Here is a 19,390-nt window from a genome sequence, read left to right as displayed (position 1 = left end):
GATAAAAATGTGGCTGAGTATGTAGAAGGACATGAATTAGCGGAAATGATTGTAAGAATTAATGAGAAGTACGCTGAAATGTTAGAAAAAGATATACGTTTTTCGGAACATATAGAAGGTGAGCATGCAGAATATCATGTGTACACGGTCTTATCCATTTTTAATAACTTAGTTGCAAATGCAGTTGAAGCGATTGAGGGTAGAGGTCTCATTATTATTAAGCTATATAAACGAGATAAACATATATTCTTTGAAGTAATTGACGATGGTCCTGGTATTGCACAGAAGTATAAGAAATTAGTATTTAAGCCAGGATTTACTTCAAAGTATGATCAAACGGGAACACCTTCAACAGGTATTGGACTTTCTTACATAAACGAAATGGTAACAGAGCTAGGTGGAGAAGTGAGATTAGAAGACCGAGAAACTGGCGGAGGGTGTAAGTTTATCGTTTGTTTACCGGAGTGCAGTTTAAAGCGGGAAGGAGAATAAAGTTGTTTTATTATATCGTAGATGATGATGAAGTTTTCCGCTCCATGCTTTCACAAATTATTGAAGATGGCGATCTTGGGGAAGTAATTGGAGAGTCGGAAGATGGAGCTTTTATTGAAGCAGATCAACTAAATTTTAAAAAAGTAGATATTTTATTTATTGATTTATTAATGCCAATGCGAGATGGGATTGAAACAGTTCGCCATATTGCGTCCTCTTTTTCAGGGAAAATCATTATGATTTCTCAAGTTGAATCGAAACAGCTTATTGGTGAGGCTTATACACTTGGTGTTGAATATTATATTACAAAACCATTGAATAAAATTGAGGTTATGTCTGTTGTACGTAAAGTAATGGAACGTATTCGTTTAGAGCGCTCTATACATGATATTCAAAAATCATTGAATAACGTTTTTAAGTGGGAACAGCCGCAAGTTCGAAATGAGCCAATACAAGAAGGAAAAAGAATAGCAGATTCAGGGCGCTATTTATTATCAGAACTTGGTATTGCGGGAGAGAATGGAAGTAAAGATTTACTTAGTATGTTGGAATATTTATATGGACAAGAAAAAGAGCAAACGTTTGAATTTGGATTTCCTGCGCTAAAAGATATCTTTCACCATATAACTATAAGAAAATTAGAGAATATAGCTTCAGATGCAGATATAGATAAGGAGAGAAAAGCATCTGAACAAAGGGTACGTAGAGCGATTTATCAATCGTTAAATCACTTAGCTTCCCTTGGATTAACAGACTTTTCAAATCCGAAATTTGAAAGCTATGCTCCGAAATTTTTTGATTTCACTGTAGTTAGAAAACGAATGACAGAAATGACAAAGGATGAAGTAGCAACTTCTGGCCATATACGAATTAATACGAAGAAGTTTATTCAAGTGTTGTATTTTGAGGCGAAACGGTTGATGGAGATAGCGTGAAAAAAGGTGCTTATAAATGAGCATCTTTTTTTATTAAATCTACATTTTATATTTTCTCGTAGAGCATGTAAAATGTTAGTTAAGAGAAATTGGTTTTAAAKTAAGGAAGTGTCAAAAAATGRGTTTTACATTAAATAAATCGATTATTAAAGAAGTATGCGGAGARACCTCATATAAAAGAGGYGAAGCTTATTATAAATCAAATAAAGTAATAATAAATCATTATGATGAAAATAAAGAAATTTGCGAGGCAACGGTAAAAGGGAATGAAGATTTTCATGTTACAGTAGAAAAAGCTAAAAAAGGTGATGTTGTTGCGAAATGTAGTTGTCCTTCATTAGCGTCTTTTCAAACGTACTGTCAACATGTTGCAGCCGTACTAATACAAATAAATTATAACCAGCAAACGGGCGGCATGTCCGAAAATATGAGCGGAAATGATCAATTAACGAGCGGGATGTTTCAGTTGTTTGCAGACAAACCACTGCGGCCAAAAAGTAAACAACACCGTTTTGATACACGTGAAATATTAGATGTTGCGTTTATATGTTCACCAGTAGCGACGAAAAGCGGTGGGGCCCTTCTTGGAATTCAGTTAAAACTTGCGAAAACATATTTTATAAATCATATTAGAGAATTTCTTTCTAACGTGGAGAAAAGAGAGACTTTTCATTGTTCCAATGAATTTACATACACACCAGATGTACATAGCTTCAGGCAAGAAACGGATGCGATTATTCAGCAGCTCATTAAAATTTATCATAATGAAAAAATGTATGAGGATACACTGGAAGTACATGCAAAACAAGATGATAGTATGATTTTAATACCGCCAGCTTCATGGAAGGATATGCTTTCTTTACTTTCTAAAGTTGAGTTTGTGGGACTTAATCAAGATGGAAAATCTTTTCACGGTTTACAAATTTCAAAAGGRYTACTTCCTTTRCATTTTGAGTTTAATAARGGGAGTAACGATGGGTTTACACTTTATATTGACGGCTTACAACAAGTAGAAGTAATGGATACGTATAGTTATGCTCTATTTGGAGGGAAACTGTATCAGTTGAACGCTGAGGATTGTAAGCGGCTTATCGAATTACAAAAAATGATGAATCGTTCTAGTAGTAACCAATTGTATATTCCAGCAGATAAGATGGARCACTTTGTAGCAAAAGTTGTACCAGGGTTAATGAAGCTWGGWACTGTGCGAATAGATGAGGTAGTATCAGATTGTGTGGAAACGCCTTCGCTAAAAGCAAAATTGTATTTAGATCGAGTGAAAAATCGTTTGTTAGCAGGTCTCGAATTTCATTATGGAAACGTCGTGATTAATCCGTTAGAAGAGGATGGGCAGCCATCTGTTTTTAATCGTGATGAGAAAAAGGAAAAAGAGATTTTAGAMATTATGAGTGAAAGTGCCTTYGCGAAAACGGAAGGCGGTTATTTTATGCATAATGAAGAAGCTGAGTATAACTTTTTATATCATGCTGTTCCAACGTTAAAAGGTTTAGTTGATATTTATGCGACATCAGCAATCAAATTACGAATTCATAAGGGAGACACAGCTCCTCTTATAAGAGTTAGAAGGAAAGAGAGAATTGATTGGTTATCATTCCGCTTTGATATAAAAGGTATTCCAGAGGCAGAAATTAAAGGGGTATTAGTCGCTCTTGAGGAGAAACGAAAATATTATCGTTTAGCAAGTGGTGCTCTACTATCACTTGAGAGTAAAGAGTTTAATGATATTAATCAGTTTATAAAAGAATCTAGTATTCGAAAAGAATTTTTAAAAGGCGAAGAAATAGATGTCCCTCTTATTCGTAGTGTGAAATGGATGAATTCACTGCAAGAAGGAAACGTATTAAGTTTAGATGAGTCTGTTCAAGAATTGGTAGAGAACATTCAAAACCCTAAAAAGCTGAAGTTTGCGGTGCCAAGTGGCTTAGATGCGATAATGAGAAAGTATCAAACATACGGATTCCAGTGGATGAAAACACTTGCCTATTATCGTTTTGGCGGCATTTTAGCTGATGATATGGGACTGGGGAAAACGTTGCAAAGTATTGCTTTTATAGACTCTGTTTTGCCGGAAATTCGAGAGAAGAAACTGCCTATATTAGTTGTTTCTCCGTCGTCCCTCGTTTACAACTGGCTTAGCGAGTTGAAAAAATTCGCTCCACATATTAGAGCAGTTATTGCCGATGGAAATCAAGCAGAGCGCCGAAAAATTTTAAAAGATATAACGAAATTTGATGTTGTCATTACGTCATATCCTTTACTGAGAAGAGATATAAGGTTATATGAGCAGCCATTTCATACGCTATTTCTTGATGAAGCACAAGCATTTAAAAATCATACGACGCAAACTGCAAGAGCGGTAAAAACAGTGCAGGCGGAGTACCGTTTTGGATTAACAGGAACACCTGTAGAAAATTCATTAGAAGAGCTATGGTCTATCTTCCACGTCGTCTTCCCAGAATTATTACCGGGAAGAAAAGAGTTCGGTGATTTAAGACGTGAAGATATTGCGAAGCGGGTAAAACCTTTCGTGTTAAGAAGGTTAAAGGGTGATGTATTACACGAACTCCCAGAAAAAATTGAGCACTTACAATCATCAGAACTTTTACCAGATCAAAAGAGGCTTTACGCAGCTTATTTAGCAAAGTTAAGAGAAGAAACGTTAAAACATTTGGATAAAGATACGTTACGTAAAAATAAAATTCGGGTTTTAGCTGGTTTAACGAGACTACGGCAAATTTGTTGTCATCCTGCTTTGTTTGTTGATGACTATAAAGGTAGTTCAGCTAAATTTGATCAGCTGCTAGAAATTTTGGAGGAATGCAGAAGTACAGGGAAGAGAATTCTTATCTTTTCCCAATTTACGAAGATGCTTTCGATAATCGGACGTGAATTAAATCGTCAAGCAGTTCCATACTTTTATTTAGACGGGAGTACACCAGCGCAAGAACGTGTAGAGCTATGCAATCGGTTTAACGAAGGAGAAGGGGATCTATTTCTTATTTCGTTAAAAGCTGGTGGMACAGGACTAAATTTAACAGGTGCAGATACAGTTATATTGTACGACTTGTGGTGGAATCCAGCTGTTGAACAACAAGCTGCGGATAGAGCGTATCGAATGGGACAAAAAAATACAGTGCAAGTGATTAAGTTAGTAGCACATGGAACAATTGAAGAAAAAATGCACGAGTTACAAGAGAGTAAGAAAAATTTAATCGCTGAAATTATCGAGCCGGGAGAAGAGAAGTTATCTTCTATTACGGAGGAAGAAATCCGCGATATTCTTATGATTTAATATGGAAAAAGCTATGCTTTCATAGAGATGAAAGCATAGCTTTTTTGTTGTAATAATTATATTTTGTTTTGTACAAAGTAAAGAGATAAAGTGAAACTTTAAATAGTGGGAGTTGTTCGTCTCCCACTATTTATTTTATTTCTTTGTACCTTTACTTTTGTATGGTTTTGCAGCTTTCTTTTTCGCACTTGATTGCCAACGGTTCCATCCTTTACTTCCTGTACCTTGTCCTACACCTTTTTTCGGTTTTGCTTTCGTTTTACTCATATGATCACTCCGTTATATAAAAAATCTGATTTGATAATAGCCAATGTTTTAGAAAAATACTATCGATAAATGACTATGCTTGCTTTAAATAAAAACAAACTGCTTGAATGCTATAGTATATCATGAAATTGCRAGTAAACTGAAAGGAATTATAAAGAAAATGAAAATAATAAGAAATACTGCGGATTCTATATTTCGAACAATCACACTAGTTGTTGTATATATGTTAGTTTCAATTAGTGAAATGTTTTTTGGATTGAAGAGACAAAGTCAGGGACGGTGTGAGCCTGATACGAAGCCTATTATGAAGAACCTCCTGGAGTCGCTAACCGAAATCCTTTATAGGAAAGTAGACTTAGTCGGGAACTTCGCCGTTACAAGAAGAACAGTATCGAGATTTTTTAATCTCCGTACTGTATAAGTGAGCAACCTCTGTTGCTAATTTGGGTGGTACCGCGGAACCAAAGTCTTTCGTCCCAGTTTTTTGGGAAAGAAGGGCTTTTTTTGTTGGCTTCTTTTCACAACATCCAAACATTTTAGGAGGAAACCACCATGTATCAATCATTAATGACAGTAAGAGAGACTCAAATCGCAATTAAGGAAGTTAAAACATTTTTCGAGGATCAATTAGCAAAACGTCTTGAACTATTCCGCGTATCTGCACCATTATTCGTAACGAAAAAATCAGGATTAAACGATCACTTAAACGGTGTAGAACGTCCAATTGAATTTGATATGTTACATTCAGGAGAAGAATTAGAAATTGTGCATTCACTAGCGAAGTGGAAAAGATTCGCATTACATGAATACGGATATGAAGCTGGTGAAGGTTTATATACAAACATGAACGCGATTCGTCGTGATGAAGAACTTGATGCAACACATTCCATTTATGTTGACCAATGGGATTGGGAAAAAATCGTTCAAAAAGAATGGCGTACTGTCGATTACTTACAAAAAACAGTACAAACAATTTATGGAATATTCAAAGAATTGGAAGATCACTTATTTGAAAAGTATCCGTTCCTTRGAAAGTATTTACCAGAAGAAATTGTTTTCATTACTTCTCAAGAACTGGAAGATAAATATCCAGAATTAACACCGAAAGATCGTGAACATGCAATTGCGAAAGAACATGGTGCAGTCTTTATTATCGGAATTGGTGATGCACTCCGTTCAGGTGAAAAGCATGATGGACGCGCGTCCGATTATGATGATTGGAAATTAAACGGTGACATTTTATTCTGGCACCCAGTACTACAAGCTTCGTTCGAATTATCATCAATGGGAATTCGTGTTGATAGTAAAGCACTTGATGAGCAATTAACGAAAACTGGTGAAGACTTCAAACGTGAGTATGATTTCCATAAAGGTATTTTAGAAGACGTACTACCATTAACAATTGGTGGTGGTATTGGACAATCAAGAATGTGTATGTACTTCTTACGTAAAGCACATGGCTCGAAAATAGAGTTACTCTCCCTTTTTTATTGTGTAAACTGGTGGTTTACAGTGAGTGTTACTAATAGTTTCTTTCTTTTTCATCTCCTTTTATGTAATAATTTGTTAAAGGAGGGGACGTTATGAACTTGGGAGAACAATTAAAAAAATTACGAGAATCAAAAGTATTTTCACAAGAGGATGTCGCTAAGAAATTTGGGATGACGAGGCAAGCGGTGTATAAAGTGAAACTTTAATCAGTGGAGCGATTTATCCCACTGATTATTAGTTGAACCAATCGGGCTTTTATAGGCAGTTAATCCCATCTGGCTTCCTTGATGTATGTAAAAGCTACGATGGGATTTAGTGCCTGTTAAAGCGGGATAAATGGGAAAATGATAAAAGTTACCCTGACATTGATAATTTAATTTTACTTAGCGAAATGTACAATGTTACGCTCGATGAGTTAATAAAAGGGAATCAAAGCTTTAAAGAGAAAATACATATTGATGAAGAAGATGAGGATTTTGAGAAAGAGAATGAGTTTGGCTTTTATATTGGATTTGGTTTGCTAATTATGAGTGCTTTCATTGATTACGAAGGAATTCAAGAGATTTTATTAGGGGGTGCGCTATTCATGATGGTCTTTTATTCCGACGTGAAGAAAGTTATTTTGAATGAATTTCGCTCGTTATTTAAAGGAAAAGATATATATGATAAGAAGTGAGAAGAGTCCGTTATATTTCCTAGGAAAAGGTATTGCGAATAATTTGATTATTTTATGACGATTTTTAGATATAGGTAATATGTTAAAAAGCTGTTTGTATAGAGTCTTGAAATCTATGTGTAAAATGATAATAAAGTTATTTAATTTTAAAAGCTCAAACGAGTATAGCCCCGTTCTAAAGTTAGGACGGGGCTGAAAATTTAAGTTTTATGGAGTAAGAATGTGCTTCAAATATTTTTAATTCAGTAATGAATATTTCAGTAAAGGCTTTTTATAAAACATCACTTACTTATTTGTTATCGAGTTCTTCCGCCAAACCGATTAAAATTCCTTCGGTTCCACGAATGTAGCAGAGTCGATACAAGTTCTCATACTGAACTACTTCTCCAACGAGCTGAGCACCATGCTTAGTAAGTCTGGATACCATTTCGTCAATGTCCTCGACGGTGAACATGACGCGCAGATAACCGAGGGCGTTTACAGGAGCTGTCCGGTGATCTGCTATAGTAGGTGGGGTGAGAAATCGCGAAAGTTCAATTCGGCTGTGACCATCTGGCGTAACCATCATAGCAATCTCTACGCACTGAGAACCGAGTCCAGTTACGCGACCAGCCCATTCACCTTCAACAGTAGCTCGCCCTTCGAGATTTAATCCAATCTCCTTGAAGAAAGAGATTGCGTTATCAAGTGATTCTACAACGATGCTGATATTGTCCATTCTTAGTAATTTGTTTTTTGTCATTGTCTTTATCTCCTTATATGTATAAATTTATTATCTAATTATCCTCATAATTATACTAGAATCTCTTCTAAACAAAAAACACCTTGTCACAGTGTAGGAAAATGTGACAAGGTGTTTTCGGGTATGTCATATAACAACTTGTTAACAAAAAACACTTCGTAAACTTTCTACTATTGAAATATACGCGAACTTTATTTCGTGAATACTATCATTTCAAGTAGTTTCAAGAATTTGATACTGTAGTTGCTATTTGATAAAAGAACTTCGACTTCCCCGCAAAATATTCCCACCCTATTTCTATTTATATAGGAAGGAAATAGATTCGTATAATTTGTTTTAAGTTTTACTGGTGGGAATTAACTCATCTGCACTAAAGGCTCAATTTTCGCCATAAATGATTGATGTAGTGCTTCAACACCATCTACTAAGTGAATACGGTCAATTACAACTGATACTTTAATTTCCGATGTACTTACCATTTTAATATGAATACCGCCTTCTTTTAAAGTAGTAAACATATTCGCAGCAACTCCTGGGTTAGATACCATACCAGATCCTACAATTGATACTTTTGCTAAATGATTTTCATGTTCTACAGATTCATAGTGAAGTGCTTCTTGATTTTGTTCCAATACTTCTAATGTTTCTCTTAAATCATTAGAATGGATCGAGAAGGAGAGGTGAACAGTTCCTTCATTTGTAATACTTTGAATAATAATATCTACATTAATATGTGCTGCTGCTAATGTAGAGAAAACTGTTGAAAGTGCACCTTGTTCTAATCCTTTAATTGTGACACGTGTAATATTATCCTCAAATGCAATACCTTTAACGATTGATTGTTGTTCCATGTTACATTCTCCCCTTACAATTGTTCCGTTTTCTTGTTCCATACTTGAGCGAACTTCTAAAATTACATTATGATTTTTAGCAAATTCAACAGCGCGTGGGTGTAATACGCCAGCACCGAGGTTGGCAAGCTCTAACATTTCGTCATAAGAAATTTCATCTAATTTATAAGCATCTTGTACAACTCGTGGATCAGTCGTATATACGCCGGTCACATCCGTATAAATATCACATTTTTTTGCTTTTAGTGCAGCAGCTAATGCGACAGCAGTTGTATCAGAACCACCGCGGCCAAGCGTTGTAATTTCATTTTCTTCACTTATTCCTTGGAAACCAGCTACTATAACAATCGTTCCTTCAGTAAGGTGAGACTGAATAAGAGTGGTGTTAATGTCAGTAATCCGTGCACTACTATGTACAGATTCTGTCGTAATACCAGCTTGCCATCCTGTTAATGAAATTGCGTTATAACCTTTTGTTTGTAGTGCTATTGTTAATAATGAAATAGTTACTTGTTCTCCTGTAGATAGGAGCATATCCATTTCACGTTTACTTGGATTTTCAGTAATAGCGTTAGCAAGTGCTACAAGTTTATCCGTACTTTTTCCCATTGCTGAAACGACAGAGACAATACTATGTCCTCGTTCATATTCTTCAATAATTAAATTTGCTACATGTTGAATGCGTTCGACGCTTCCGACAGAAGTACCGCCAAATTTTTGTACAATCGTTTCCATTACGAATTCCTTCTTTCGTCCATTTTTAAGAATAGGTTAGGACATATACAAATCCCAATATTCCTGTAGTTACCAGAGAGAAAAACAAAAAACACCATCTCAAATAAGTGAGGATGGTGCTGTTACAGGAAAAGGGAAACAGAAAACGGAGCTAATAAAAAAACCGCCAAAAAAGGAATATCATAAAAATGATATCTCTTTTTTGTAGATAGCTCTTCATACGTACACGTCTGTACATATGACAGTTCTGTTTCTATTCGAAAACAGCCCCAATTGATAAATGCAGAGAAATTTATCAATTTCGGCAACACTTCCTTTCCTCTAAAATCATAGACATCTCTGTGTCTCCTTTAGAATACTTATAAGCGTTGCAACCTCTATCTCACGTTTTAGGCGAGAGTGTATGATTTATGAAGTTGTTGGTAACATTTGTTTTATAATAATTTAAATTTTTCAGAGAATCAAGTGTTTTTTGTATTTTTTTGAAATTCTATCTTTTTATTAAATTAGTTTGTGAAAAATGTAGCAAAATCGATTCATTGCATGTACATTGAAAATATAGCGCATGGGAGGTGGAAGGATGGGGAAGAAAAAGCCTATTTATGTAGCCACAGAAATGAACACAACAATGGAGAAACTATGGGCATATACACAAGAGCCTGATATACATACAGAGTGGGATGCTCGTTTTACTGAGATTTCGTATTTAGAAAAAAAAGAGGGAGAACCACAGAAGTTTTTATATAAAACAAAGATCGGATTTGGACTYGAAATAGCCGGAGAAGGGGAATCGATAGGTGAAATAAGAAAAGAAACTGGAGAACGCATTTCCTCTTTAAAATTTTGGACAGACAATCAATTATCACTTATACAAATAGGGCGTGGTTATTGGAAGTATACACCGAATGAAGAACATATTCATTTTGAAACGCAATATGATTATGATACGAGATTTGGTCGTATAGGAAATGTGATAGATTTATATGTTTTTCGTCCACTATTAGGTTGGGCGACAGCATGGAGTTTTGATGCTTTAAAATTATGGTTAGAAAAGGGACTTCATCCAAAGTTGCTAATTAGAAGAACGATGACGTATTGGCTAGTTTGCTTTTTATTTGCTTTCGTATGGTTATATCAAGGGATTGTACCGAAATTGATGTTTACTCATTCAGAAGAAGTAAAGATGCTTTCTGCACTAATCGGATCAAATGAAAGTAGTATTTTTATACTTAAAATAGTTGGATTTTTAGAAATAATATGGGGTGTTATGTGGCTATTGCCATTTCAAAAACGAACGTTGTTTATATTACATATTGTTATGTTAATAGGCTTAACTATAGTGGCAGGAGATACAAATATCACAAGTTTTACAGGGCCGTTTAATCCGATTACATTAAATTTTCTTCTAATAGGGTTATCGATTGTCGGTTATATAAATAGCACTAATTTGCCAAGCGCAAAAAATTGCAAGAGGACGAGAAAGGGATAAGTATATGGTTAATATTTATGAAAGATTATTAGGGGATTCTTATAAAAGGCTTCATCCAAAATTGCAGGAACGATATGCGATAACAAAGGAAAATAGCTTTATTGGGGAAGGGGAAATGGATGAAATTTATGGAGGATCTTTTTTCGTTAAATTAATATTAAAAATTACATCGAAGTTTCGAATGTTTTTCTCTGAGCGAGGGCAAAAAGTTCCGTTTGTGATACATAATACCGCTGAGCGAGATGAACATGGAAATGAGTTTGTACGGTGGAATCGTACTTTTTATTTTCATAATAAGAAAAGATATTTTAACGCTGTTATGCAGTTGGATGAAGAGAATAATGAAATTGTAGATTATTTTGGTGAGCCRCATTTACTCGTTTCTACATTGAATTTTTATATTGATGAAAAAGGCGGGATGCATATTTCTTCAAAGAAACAATGGTTTTTTATGTTTGGAAGAAAAATACCGTTACCTAGATTTTTATACGGAGAGGCAAAAATTGTAGAAAGTTATGATGAAACACTACAATGTTTTCGAATTCATGTACAAGTACGAAATCCGTTAATTGGTTCATTATTTTCATATAAGGGAACATTTGTGGAAAGGGAATAAACGATATGAAAAATATACTATTTGGGCTTGCTTGCTATATTATTTTTCTAATATGTGAGTGGTCAAATGTAAACCCAGTTAAAGCAATTATTTTATTATCTATTTTGTTATTTATACCGATGTCTTTTTGTATTATTGACAAGAAAAAAAGAAATGGATCGTATGTATTATTTTATAAATTTGTATCGTTTTTATATCCAATCGCAGCAATCAGTGCAATGCTAGCWTTCGTAACAAATCACTATTTCTTTGCGCTACTTTGGTTTGYATATACAGGAATCGTTGCRTTATTTGGTGTAAGTAGATTGYTAGAAAGARGATGGAAACCGATAGAAGAGACGGCTATCGATAGTGCGTTTATTTATTTGTTTTTAGGTGGTTTTTGGTTTTTTGCTTCAGTAGCAAAGGTTTCAATTATGCACTTTAGTTCTGACATTGTTTTACTTACAGCGGCACACTTTCATTATTCGGCGTTTTTATTACCATTATCAGCGGGTTTAATAGGGAGGAAAAGAGAAAAGAGAAGTAAAGTGTATGATGCTATTATGTTTATCATAGTCATTTTACCTATGACAGTTGCGATAGGAATTACATACTCAAGGATATTTGAATTTTTTGCAGTGTTCATATATTTATGTGCTATTTATGGTTATGGGATTTATGTTTGGCGCACGAAATTTAATGCTATTCATGCAAAGGTTCTCCTGATCATATCGTCTAGCACACTCATGGTAACCATTATGTTTTCACTTATATATTCATATGGGAATTTGAAACATGTAATGACGATTACAATTGCTCAAATGGTTTGGATCCACGGTGTTGTCAATGGAATTGGAGTAGCGTTACCAGCATTTGTTGGCTGGATGATTGAAAAGAGTACTCCGAATTATAAATATTACGGGAAAACAATGAGCAGGTTAAGAGGAAATGCGACAGTTGGTGAAGCATTTTTACATAACAGAAATTTAATAGATAACAAGGAATACAAAGGTTTAGTTGATAAAATGAATGATTTTCATAGTGAGGCATTTGACATGGCGAAGATTCCTTTAAGTATTATTCGTTTTTATGAAAATACAAAAGAGTATGAGTTACAATCGCATATTAAATGGACTCGTTGGTTCCGCCCGGTTGCATTTTGTTATGAGAAAATGAGTAAGCGTGTAGGACAAATACATTTAGGAATGGGCGGCAAGTGGGAAACGATGYATGGCTCTATCATTGGGATAATAGGTGAGAAGGATGGAAGAGAGAATGTAAGGGCTTGGCTAAGAAAAAATGAAGCAGGGGAGACAATTTTTATAGCTCTTTATTCAAAGCATACATACAAGAAAGATACATATATGAATATCGCATTACCTTTACCATATTCGAATATGACTGGTATTTTGAAGTTATGCAATGATGATAATGCTTTAATCATTACAAGTAAGTTAAGAGAGAATGGCAGGGGAGATGAGGGGATTTATTTATATACTCGTTTCTTTACAATACGTTTACCATTAGCAGAGACATTTATCATTAAAGAGAGCACGGACCAAATGTTAACAGCTCACCATAGAATGTGGATATTCGGAGTCAAGTTTTTAGAAATTGATTATGAGATTAAGAAAATAGAGGAGAAGTAAGAGAAGCTTGGAGAGATTCCAAGCTTTTTTAYGTATGGGTAATTGTCATAGCAACTTGTTTATCYAAGTCACGATCCCAAACACGTTGAATTTCAAACGTACCTTTTTCAAAAAATAATGGGAATCTCTCTTTAAACCAATTTTGCATGGGAAGATTTAGTGCTGTATCGATTGGTACCCATAATAATTCGCCTTCAGGAGGATTCAAAAGGAGTTCACCTTCAAATGAATCTGTCCAATAATTAAATACCATATATCGAACATTTTCTTTCGGATTTACGTATTCATCTAATCCCTTAAAAGTTAAATTTGAAACAAGTAATCCAGTTTCTTCTTTTACTTCTCGTTTAGCAGCTTGAACGATACTTTCTGGGAAATCTACTTTTCCGCCCGGAGCGATGTAACCAGGGAAGCCTAGATGATCCGGCCGTTGTATTAGTAATACTTCATTATTACGCTGAATCATACACATTGTATAAATACGGTGTTCGATACTTTTCCAATGCTTGCTCATACGAATCTCTCCTCTTATAGTTATTTGTTCCAAAAAATACAATAATAAGACAAAATTATACAAAATGCAATTGACTATTACTAATTTTCAGAACTATAATTATTCTGTTATATAAAAGCTTGTACTTGAGAGGGGAATATATTCTATGAAAAATAGAATAATCGCAGCAGGAGTAATTGCAGCTAGTATATTATCTTATTCATCTAGTAGTTTCGCACAAATAAAAACGTTTCCAGATGTCCAAGCAGGGCACTGGGCAGAAGATTCTATTAACTACTTAGCAGAAAAAGGCGCAGTTACAGGTAACGAGAAAGGAATGTTCGAGCCTGGAAAAGAGATCACTCGTGCAGAAGCAGCTACAATGATGGCTAAAATCTTAAACTTACCATTCGATAARAATGCTAAACCATCTTTCGGTGACTCTCAAAACGGATGGTATACCCCATACATCGCAGCTGTAGAAAAAGCTGGTGTTGTTAAAGGGAAAGGCCCAGGCGTATTTGATCCAACTGGGAAAATTGACCGAGTTTCAATGGCCTCTCTTATTGTAGAAGCTTACAAATTAGATTCTAAAGTAAATGGTACTCCAGCAACTAAATTCAGTGATTTAGAAAAAAGCTGGGGTAAAGCAAAAGCTAACATCCTAGTTGAATTAGGGATTTCTGTTGGTACTGGTGATAAATGGGAGCCTGAAAAAATTCTAACTAAAGCAGAGGCAGCTCAATTTATTAAAAAGGCAGATTCTCTTAAAATAGGTAACCCTTTAGTAGAAAAGGTAGTTATTATTGATCCTGGTCATGGAGGATTTGATCCAGGGAATCCAGGACAAGGTGTAGAGGAAAGTAAAATTGTATTTGATACATCTTTAAGATTACAGAAGTTGTTAGAGAAAAATACACCTTTAAGAGCTTTGTTAACACGTGAAGAGAACGGAAATCCAGGAAGTAACAAAAATGAATCTCTTGCGAATCGAGTGAAATTTGGTCAAGAGAACAATGGAGATATATTTGTAAGCATTCATGCAAATTCTTCTGAAAATCATGATGGTTATGGAACAGAAACGTATTACTATAAAAAATCCAAGCGTGGAGAAGAGACACAGATTGAAAAGGATAGCGAAGTATTAGCGAAGAAAATTCAAAAACGAGTAGTAGAAGCACTACATACAAGAGATAGAGATATAAAAGATGATCATTCATTTTATGTAGTAAATAAAAATACAGTACCAGCAGTTTTAACAGAGCTTGCCTTTATTGATAATAATATAGATAATGGCAAATTAGCTACTGAATCAGGAAGACAAATTGCTGCAGAGGCAGTTTATGCTGGGATTTTAGATTATTATGAGTGGAAAGGTTTCGATGTTTCAAAATATCGTTTAGCTAAATAAAAAATATTAATTGTTAAGTCCATCATCTATATAGAGATGATGGACTTTTTATATGAGTTTATATAATTTTGTATCAAAATAAAAAGATATATCGTATTATGCTGATTATAAATAAAATAATGGTAGATTAGTTTATTTGTATCACGTATACTTTTACTGTTGACTAATTAAGAGTTTGTTAGTTTGATAGGGAAAATTTTATTGAAAAGGGAGGCAAGTTAACACGGGACAAGCATATACATAACGTGTTAAAAAAAATATGAAAAAAGTTATTTCTAATGTGTTAGCAGTGACAGTCGCACTTCAAGTAGTGATGGCTCCGGCAACTTCATTTGCAGCTGAAAAGGAATTTCCAGACGTTCCGAAAGATCATTGGTCGTATAAAGCAATTACTAATTTAACATCAAAAGAAATTATTGCAGGATATGATAATGGTAAGTTTGGATTCGGGGATGTTGTAAATCGTGAGCAAGTAGCCGCATTAATATATCGTGCATTAAAACCAGAAGCGAAAAGCGAATATAAAAATCCATACTCTGATATTAGCGAAGGAACGACAATGTTCCAAAATGAAATTTTAACTTTAACAGATATGGGGATTTTCGTAGGTGATGGTAAAGGAACATTTAGACCGAAAGAATCTTTAACTCGTGCTGAAATGGCTGTAATTTTACAGAAAGCTTTTAAACTAAAAGTAAAAGCTAATCATACATTTAATGATGTTTCGAAAGATCATTGGGCAAATGATGCGATTAGTGCATTAGAGTCTAACGGCATTGCTGCAGGTAATGGAGCAGGTGCATTTAATCCAACTAGTGTTTTAACACGTGAAGAATATGCACAATTTTTATTTAATGCTATGGCATCATATATCAATCTAGATGTAACGTTACCATCTAATGTAACAGCGCAAGAGATTGAAAATTTTATTGGGGAATTTCATTCTGACAGTCCCCTTATTGGAAATGGACAAGATTTTATTAAAGCACAAAATGAGTATGGTGTGAACGCTTTATATTTAGCAGCACATGCGATCTTAGAATCTGGGTACGGAAAATCAGAAATTGCATATCGTAAACATAATTTATTTGGGCTAAAGGCATTTGATTGGGATCCATTCGCAAATGCAAAATATTTAACGTCTTACGGGCAAAGTATTTCGTACAATGCTGATTATGTAAGAAAGAACTACTTAGAGAAAGGTGCTCCTCATTTCAATGGTTACACATTACCTGATATGAATGAAAAATATGCAACAGATAAAGCATGGGCTGGAAAAATTGCTAATATTATGGAACGTATTAAGCCTTTCAATAACAAAGATTATCAAAATGTAAAACGATTACCGAAAAACCCTAATACATTAAATGTAGATGCATTAGGCGAAACAATTCCATATAAAGATTATGCAAAAGATGCAAAAACTACTGTTCAGTCGGTAGGATCTTACTATCAAGTTCCATTCCCGTTTAACAACCCAATTAAGAGTGTACCAAACGTTACACAAAATGAAGTTGGAAAATTAGAAAATGGTACAAAAGTAAACGTATATCGTGAAGATCCAAATGGCTGGGTAGAATTCTCACTTGAAAATGCTCCAGAAAAATATTGGACATTGAAGAAGAACTTAAAATTATAAAGTGGAAAGGTGTTTTCATATATGAAAACACCTTTTTTATTTATATTCAACACGTAATATTTGTAGATTTATTATGATTTTCTTTTTTATATTTCTACCAATAATTTAACAGTTTCATATATAATTAAAGTTATTAAAGATTGAATTTTCTGTGTTTATATTCGGGTATTAACTTAATTTGAAAAGAGGAGAGAGATATGCAAGGAGAAATACCAACAGAGAAAAATTTAGGTTATGTCGGTAAATTGTTATTGCCAGTTAAAGTGTCACCGCACTTTAAGTTTTTATGGATTGGGCAATTACTTTCGACTTTAGGTAGTTCGATAACGATGGTTATTCTGCCAGTCGTTGTGTATTCATTAACTGGTTCAACAGTTGTAATGGGAATGACTATGGCAATATACATGCTTCCTAATATTCTTGCGTTACCGTTTGCTGGATTAGTCGTGGATCGAATTGACCGGGTGAAATTGATGTTATTTACAGATATAATTCGCTGTATATTAATGCTCTTATTTGCAACACTTATATTTATGGACATTTTAACAATTCCACTTTTATATATACTTGTTGCATTATATGGACTTATGGAAGGGATATTTCAGCCGGCATATTCAGCTGTAAGAGCGAAAGTATTTGTACCGGAAATTCGAAATGCAGCTAATGCATTAACGCAAATGAGTAATCAAGGAATACGATTAATTGGCCCAGCACTTGGTGGGTTAATAGTATCAGTTACATCTGCAGGGATAGGCTTCGGACTAGATGCAGCAACGTATTTGTTATCATTTTTATGTTTATTATTTTTAAAAGAAATTAAGTTTAAAAAAGTAAAACCCATTGAAAAGAGTAAGATCGATTACAAACAAGAGTTTATGGAAGGTATTTTAGTTTTAAAGAGTCATCCGTGGTTGTGGATTACCATTCTAGTCTTTTCTTTCGTTAATATTTGTTATGCAGGCGTTATCGTTGTATTAATTCCATGGTTGTTTAATGTTCATCATCATTTTGAAGCTTACGTGTATGGCTTAGGTATGGCTGCTTCTGGTGCTGGAGCTGTAATTGCAGCACTAATTTTTGGTGGGAGGCAGCGGTGGCATAAGAGAGGATTACTTGCGTATGGTGGTGTTTTAATTAGTGGAATGGCGTTATTAATTATGCCTTTCGTTTCTTGGGCACCCACCTTAATTGGATTAATGGCAATTGAAGGATTCGGTATTATGATATTTGGGCTTATTTGGGAAACAAGTTTACAAGAGCTTGTACCAGAAGAAGCTTTTGGAAGAGTGGCAAGTCTTGATATGTTAGGCTCATTTGCTTTATTACCATTAGGGTATGTGGTGGTAGGCTGGTTAGCTACTGTAATAGGTGGAAAGATAACAATTATAATGCTAGCTATTTTAGTACCCATAACAATTGGAATGGCATTGTCTGTACCAAGTATTCGGCGGTTCGATTGATTATGTAGGCAAAAAGGGGGGATGGTATATGACTATAGAAAATCTACATGATTTAGTAGTACATGAGTKGGGATGTAAATACGTTTTGGGAGAAAAGGTATTTGAAGCAAGGAATTTCACGGTGTATATTGCTACTCCTATAGAAAATAAAATGACATATAATCGATTCATCTTAATTAAGCATTTGTCTAATGAAGAGCCTTCCGTACATGTTTGGGACAAAAAAATCTGTGTAGACGCTACAAAAATACATATTGCAAAAGAAGTGACAGAAGCAATTCAATCGGGTTTTGTAAATAAAGAGTAAGCCCTAATCAAATTAGGACTTACTCTTCATTAAACACAAATGTTTGCTTCATTTTTTTACTCTCATGTACTGGATGACCGTTGTAAGAGAAATTCTTTTCTTCCCAAGTAATGACAACTTTAAAATTATGGCTATTAAAGTCTAATGGGAATACCATGTAGTCAAAGCTTGTATGACTTTTTGAAACGTTGTTATTAGATGAAGTAGGATTAAAGGTAGCTTTAGATGTAGGTGTGTTATCAAGTATTTCCACCGATACATTTGCAACATCATTACCAATATTTTTTAAGAGTAAACTATACGTATCATATACACCTTGTTTTGGCTGCACGGCTTGCTTGTTTGAGTTATGAGATTTGTCAATTTCGATATACCACTGTTTAGACTTTGACGCAATTGGTAGTGATTGAAATGTGTATGCACTAGCTTGTATTGGTAGTGCTAAGCAGATTAGTGCAAAGAGAGAAAATATTTTTCGTTTCATCTTTAGAGAGCTCCCATTCTTTAAWGGATTTATTTGTTATTATCTTCTCTTWGTGAAAAAATATACCATATAATGTAAGKGGRTATTGTAAATAAGAGAGGCTGTTTTTTTATCTTATAAAAAGAATATGCTAAAAATTCTGTATAAAACGTTTATTTAATATAGTTAAACATGCTAGAATAAATTGAAAGCGATTTCTTATATAGAAATAAGAAAATGCTTTCTGAAGGGGGAGGGGATAGAAGTGATTACATTTTTAGTGTCAATCGTCGTATTGATAATCGGTTATTTTACATATGGAAAGTTAATTGAAAAGATATTTGGAGTAAATTATTCGAGAAAGACACCAGCTTATGTG

Annotated in this window: 17 protein-coding genes, 2 pseudogenes and 1 riboswitch; of the genes and pseudogenes, 13 read left to right on the top strand and 6 right to left on the bottom strand. The window is 34.4% G+C overall.

Going from position 1 to position 19,390, the window contains the following annotated elements; genetic code table 11:
- The 3 genes from AC1DJR_RS05045 to AC1DJR_RS05035 all read left to right on the top strand — a co-directional run.
- The coding region (locus AC1DJR_RS05045; RefSeq protein ID WP_477002148.1) for a sensor histidine kinase at window positions 1-492 on the top strand (492 nt) is incomplete at its 5' end.
- 2 nt (window positions 493-494) lie between these two features.
- The gene (locus tag AC1DJR_RS05040) at window positions 495-1,427 is read left to right on the top strand and encodes a response regulator (protein WP_060751548.1); all 933 of its coding nucleotides are present in this window, start codon (window positions 495-497) and stop codon (window positions 1,425-1,427) included.
- A 118-nt stretch (window positions 1,428-1,545) separates the two neighbouring features.
- On the top strand, window positions 1,546-4,740 hold the full coding sequence (locus tag AC1DJR_RS05035) for an SNF2 helicase associated domain-containing protein (RefSeq protein ID WP_477002147.1): 3,195 nt from the start codon (window positions 1,546-1,548) through the stop codon (window positions 4,738-4,740).
- A gap of 135 nt (window positions 4,741-4,875) precedes the next feature.
- Here the strand turns inward: AC1DJR_RS05035 and AC1DJR_RS05030 are convergent, their stop codons facing one another.
- Both AC1DJR_RS05030 and AC1DJR_RS05025 read right to left on the bottom strand, forming a co-directional pair.
- Complete coding sequence (locus tag AC1DJR_RS05030) at window positions 4,876-5,007, bottom strand: DUF3934 family protein (RefSeq protein WP_000047589.1); 132 nt, start codon at window positions 5,005-5,007, stop codon at window positions 4,876-4,878.
- A gap of 339 nt (window positions 5,008-5,346) precedes the next feature.
- Window positions 5,347-5,542, bottom strand: a pseudogene (locus tag AC1DJR_RS05025) (hypothetical protein).
- Window positions 5,543-5,559: 17 nt separating this feature from the next.
- Between AC1DJR_RS05025 and asnA the strand changes: the two are divergent.
- The 3 genes and pseudogenes from asnA to AC1DJR_RS05010 all read left to right on the top strand — a co-directional run.
- Complete coding sequence (asnA, locus tag AC1DJR_RS05020) at window positions 5,560-6,594, top strand: aspartate--ammonia ligase (RefSeq protein ID WP_477002146.1); 1,035 nt, start codon at window positions 5,560-5,562, stop codon at window positions 6,592-6,594.
- A complete protein-coding gene (locus tag AC1DJR_RS05015) occupies window positions 6,591-6,704 on the top strand; it encodes a helix-turn-helix domain-containing protein (protein ID WP_429686737.1) in 114 nt (37 codons plus the stop codon). The genes asnA and AC1DJR_RS05015 overlap by 4 nt, the downstream gene beginning before the upstream one ends.
- Window positions 6,705-6,832: 128 nt before the next feature.
- Window positions 6,833-7,174 (top strand): annotated as a pseudogene (locus tag AC1DJR_RS05010) (helix-turn-helix domain-containing protein); the annotation flags it as partial.
- A gap of 289 nt (window positions 7,175-7,463) precedes the next feature.
- Here the strand turns inward: AC1DJR_RS05010 and AC1DJR_RS05005 are convergent.
- Window positions 7,464-7,916 carry a VOC family protein gene (locus AC1DJR_RS05005; protein ID WP_429686738.1) on the bottom strand — a complete coding sequence of 151 codons (453 nt, stop codon included), beginning with the start codon at window positions 7,914-7,916 and terminating at the stop codon, window positions 7,464-7,466.
- 356 nt (window positions 7,917-8,272) lie between these two features.
- Window positions 8,273-9,502, bottom strand: a complete 1,230-nt coding sequence (locus AC1DJR_RS05000; protein ID WP_429686739.1) for an aspartate kinase — start codon at window positions 9,500-9,502, stop codon at window positions 8,273-8,275.
- A 201-nt stretch (window positions 9,503-9,703) separates the two neighbouring features.
- A riboswitch (Lysine riboswitch) is annotated at window positions 9,704-9,890 on the bottom strand.
- A gap of 192 nt (window positions 9,891-10,082) precedes the next feature.
- Here AC1DJR_RS05000 and AC1DJR_RS04995 point away from each other — a divergent pair.
- Genes AC1DJR_RS04995 through AC1DJR_RS04985 form a run of 3 tightly spaced genes read left to right on the top strand, consistent with a single transcriptional unit; the run spans window position 10,083 to window position 13,238 of the window.
- On the top strand, window positions 10,083-10,991 hold the full coding sequence (locus AC1DJR_RS04995; protein ID WP_429686740.1) for a DoxX-like family protein: 909 nt from the start codon (window positions 10,083-10,085) through the stop codon (window positions 10,989-10,991).
- A gap of 4 nt (window positions 10,992-10,995) precedes the next feature.
- Window positions 10,996-11,607, top strand: a complete 612-nt coding sequence (locus tag AC1DJR_RS04990) for a DUF4166 domain-containing protein (protein ID WP_044440408.1) — start codon at window positions 10,996-10,998, stop codon at window positions 11,605-11,607.
- Between the two features lie 5 nt (window positions 11,608-11,612).
- Window positions 11,613-13,238, top strand: a complete 1,626-nt coding sequence (locus AC1DJR_RS04985) for a YndJ family protein (protein ID WP_477002145.1) — start codon at window positions 11,613-11,615, stop codon at window positions 13,236-13,238.
- Between the two features lie 28 nt (window positions 13,239-13,266).
- On the opposite strand, the gene AC1DJR_RS04980 is transcribed toward AC1DJR_RS04985, so the two are convergent.
- Window positions 13,267-13,752 carry an 8-oxo-dGTP diphosphatase gene (locus AC1DJR_RS04980; protein WP_044440411.1) on the bottom strand — a complete coding sequence of 162 codons (486 nt, stop codon included), beginning with the start codon at window positions 13,750-13,752 and terminating at the stop codon, window positions 13,267-13,269.
- 145 nt (window positions 13,753-13,897) lie between these two features.
- Here AC1DJR_RS04980 and AC1DJR_RS04975 point away from each other — a divergent pair, with 145 nt between their 5' ends.
- From AC1DJR_RS04975 to AC1DJR_RS04960, 4 genes are all read left to right on the top strand, one after another.
- Entirely contained in the window at window positions 13,898-15,142 is a 1,245-nt protein-coding gene (locus AC1DJR_RS04975) for an N-acetylmuramoyl-L-alanine amidase (protein ID WP_429686742.1), read from the top strand.
- 259 nt (window positions 15,143-15,401) lie between these two features.
- Window positions 15,402-16,781, top strand: a complete 1,380-nt coding sequence (locus tag AC1DJR_RS04970) for an S-layer homology domain-containing protein (protein WP_429686743.1) — start codon at window positions 15,402-15,404, stop codon at window positions 16,779-16,781.
- A 197-nt stretch (window positions 16,782-16,978) separates the two neighbouring features.
- Window positions 16,979-18,241, top strand: a complete 1,263-nt coding sequence (locus tag AC1DJR_RS04965; protein WP_429686744.1) for an MFS transporter — start codon at window positions 16,979-16,981, stop codon at window positions 18,239-18,241.
- 28 nt (window positions 18,242-18,269) lie between these two features.
- Window positions 18,270-18,548: a hypothetical protein gene (locus AC1DJR_RS04960; protein ID WP_477002144.1), complete on the top strand. Its 279-nt coding sequence runs from the start codon at window positions 18,270-18,272 to the stop codon at window positions 18,546-18,548.
- Between the two features lie 19 nt (window positions 18,549-18,567).
- Here AC1DJR_RS04960 and AC1DJR_RS04955 read toward each other — a convergent pair whose 3' ends face one another.
- Entirely contained in the window at window positions 18,568-19,032 is a 465-nt protein-coding gene (locus AC1DJR_RS04955) for a hypothetical protein (protein ID WP_002086342.1), read from the bottom strand.
- Window positions 19,033-19,390 lie beyond the last annotated feature (358 nt).

This window comes from Bacillus sp. 05T31, assembly GCF_056396725.1.
The sequence above is the reverse complement of the archived record's forward strand: the minus strand, read 5'-3'. Positions and strand labels throughout refer to the sequence as shown.

What these genes read in the sequence shown, in the direction of transcription:
- AC1DJR_RS04965 (WP_429686744.1), top strand. Translation starts at nt 16,979, where the DNA reads ATGCAAGGAGAAATACCAACAGAGAAAAATTTAGGTTATGTCGGTAAA.
- AC1DJR_RS05015 (WP_429686737.1), top strand. Translation starts at nt 6,591, where the DNA reads ATGAACTTGGGAGAACAATTAAAAAAATTACGAGAATCAAAAGTATTT.
- AC1DJR_RS05005 (WP_429686738.1), bottom strand. Translation starts at nt 7,916, where the DNA reads ATGACAAAAAACAAATTACTAAGAATGGACAATATCAGCATCGTTGTA.
- AC1DJR_RS05030 (WP_000047589.1), bottom strand. Translation starts at nt 5,007, where the DNA reads ATGAGTAAAACGAAAGCAAAACCGAAAAAAGGTGTAGGACAAGGTACA.
- AC1DJR_RS04955 (WP_002086342.1), bottom strand. Translation starts at nt 19,032, where the DNA reads ATGAAACGAAAAATATTTTCTCTCTTTGCACTAATCTGCTTAGCACTA.
- AC1DJR_RS05000 (WP_429686739.1), bottom strand. Translation starts at nt 9,502, where the DNA reads ATGGAAACGATTGTACAAAAATTTGGCGGTACTTCTGTCGGAAGCGTC.
- AC1DJR_RS04970 (WP_429686743.1), top strand. Translation starts at nt 15,402, where the DNA reads ATGAAAAAAGTTATTTCTAATGTGTTAGCAGTGACAGTCGCACTTCAA.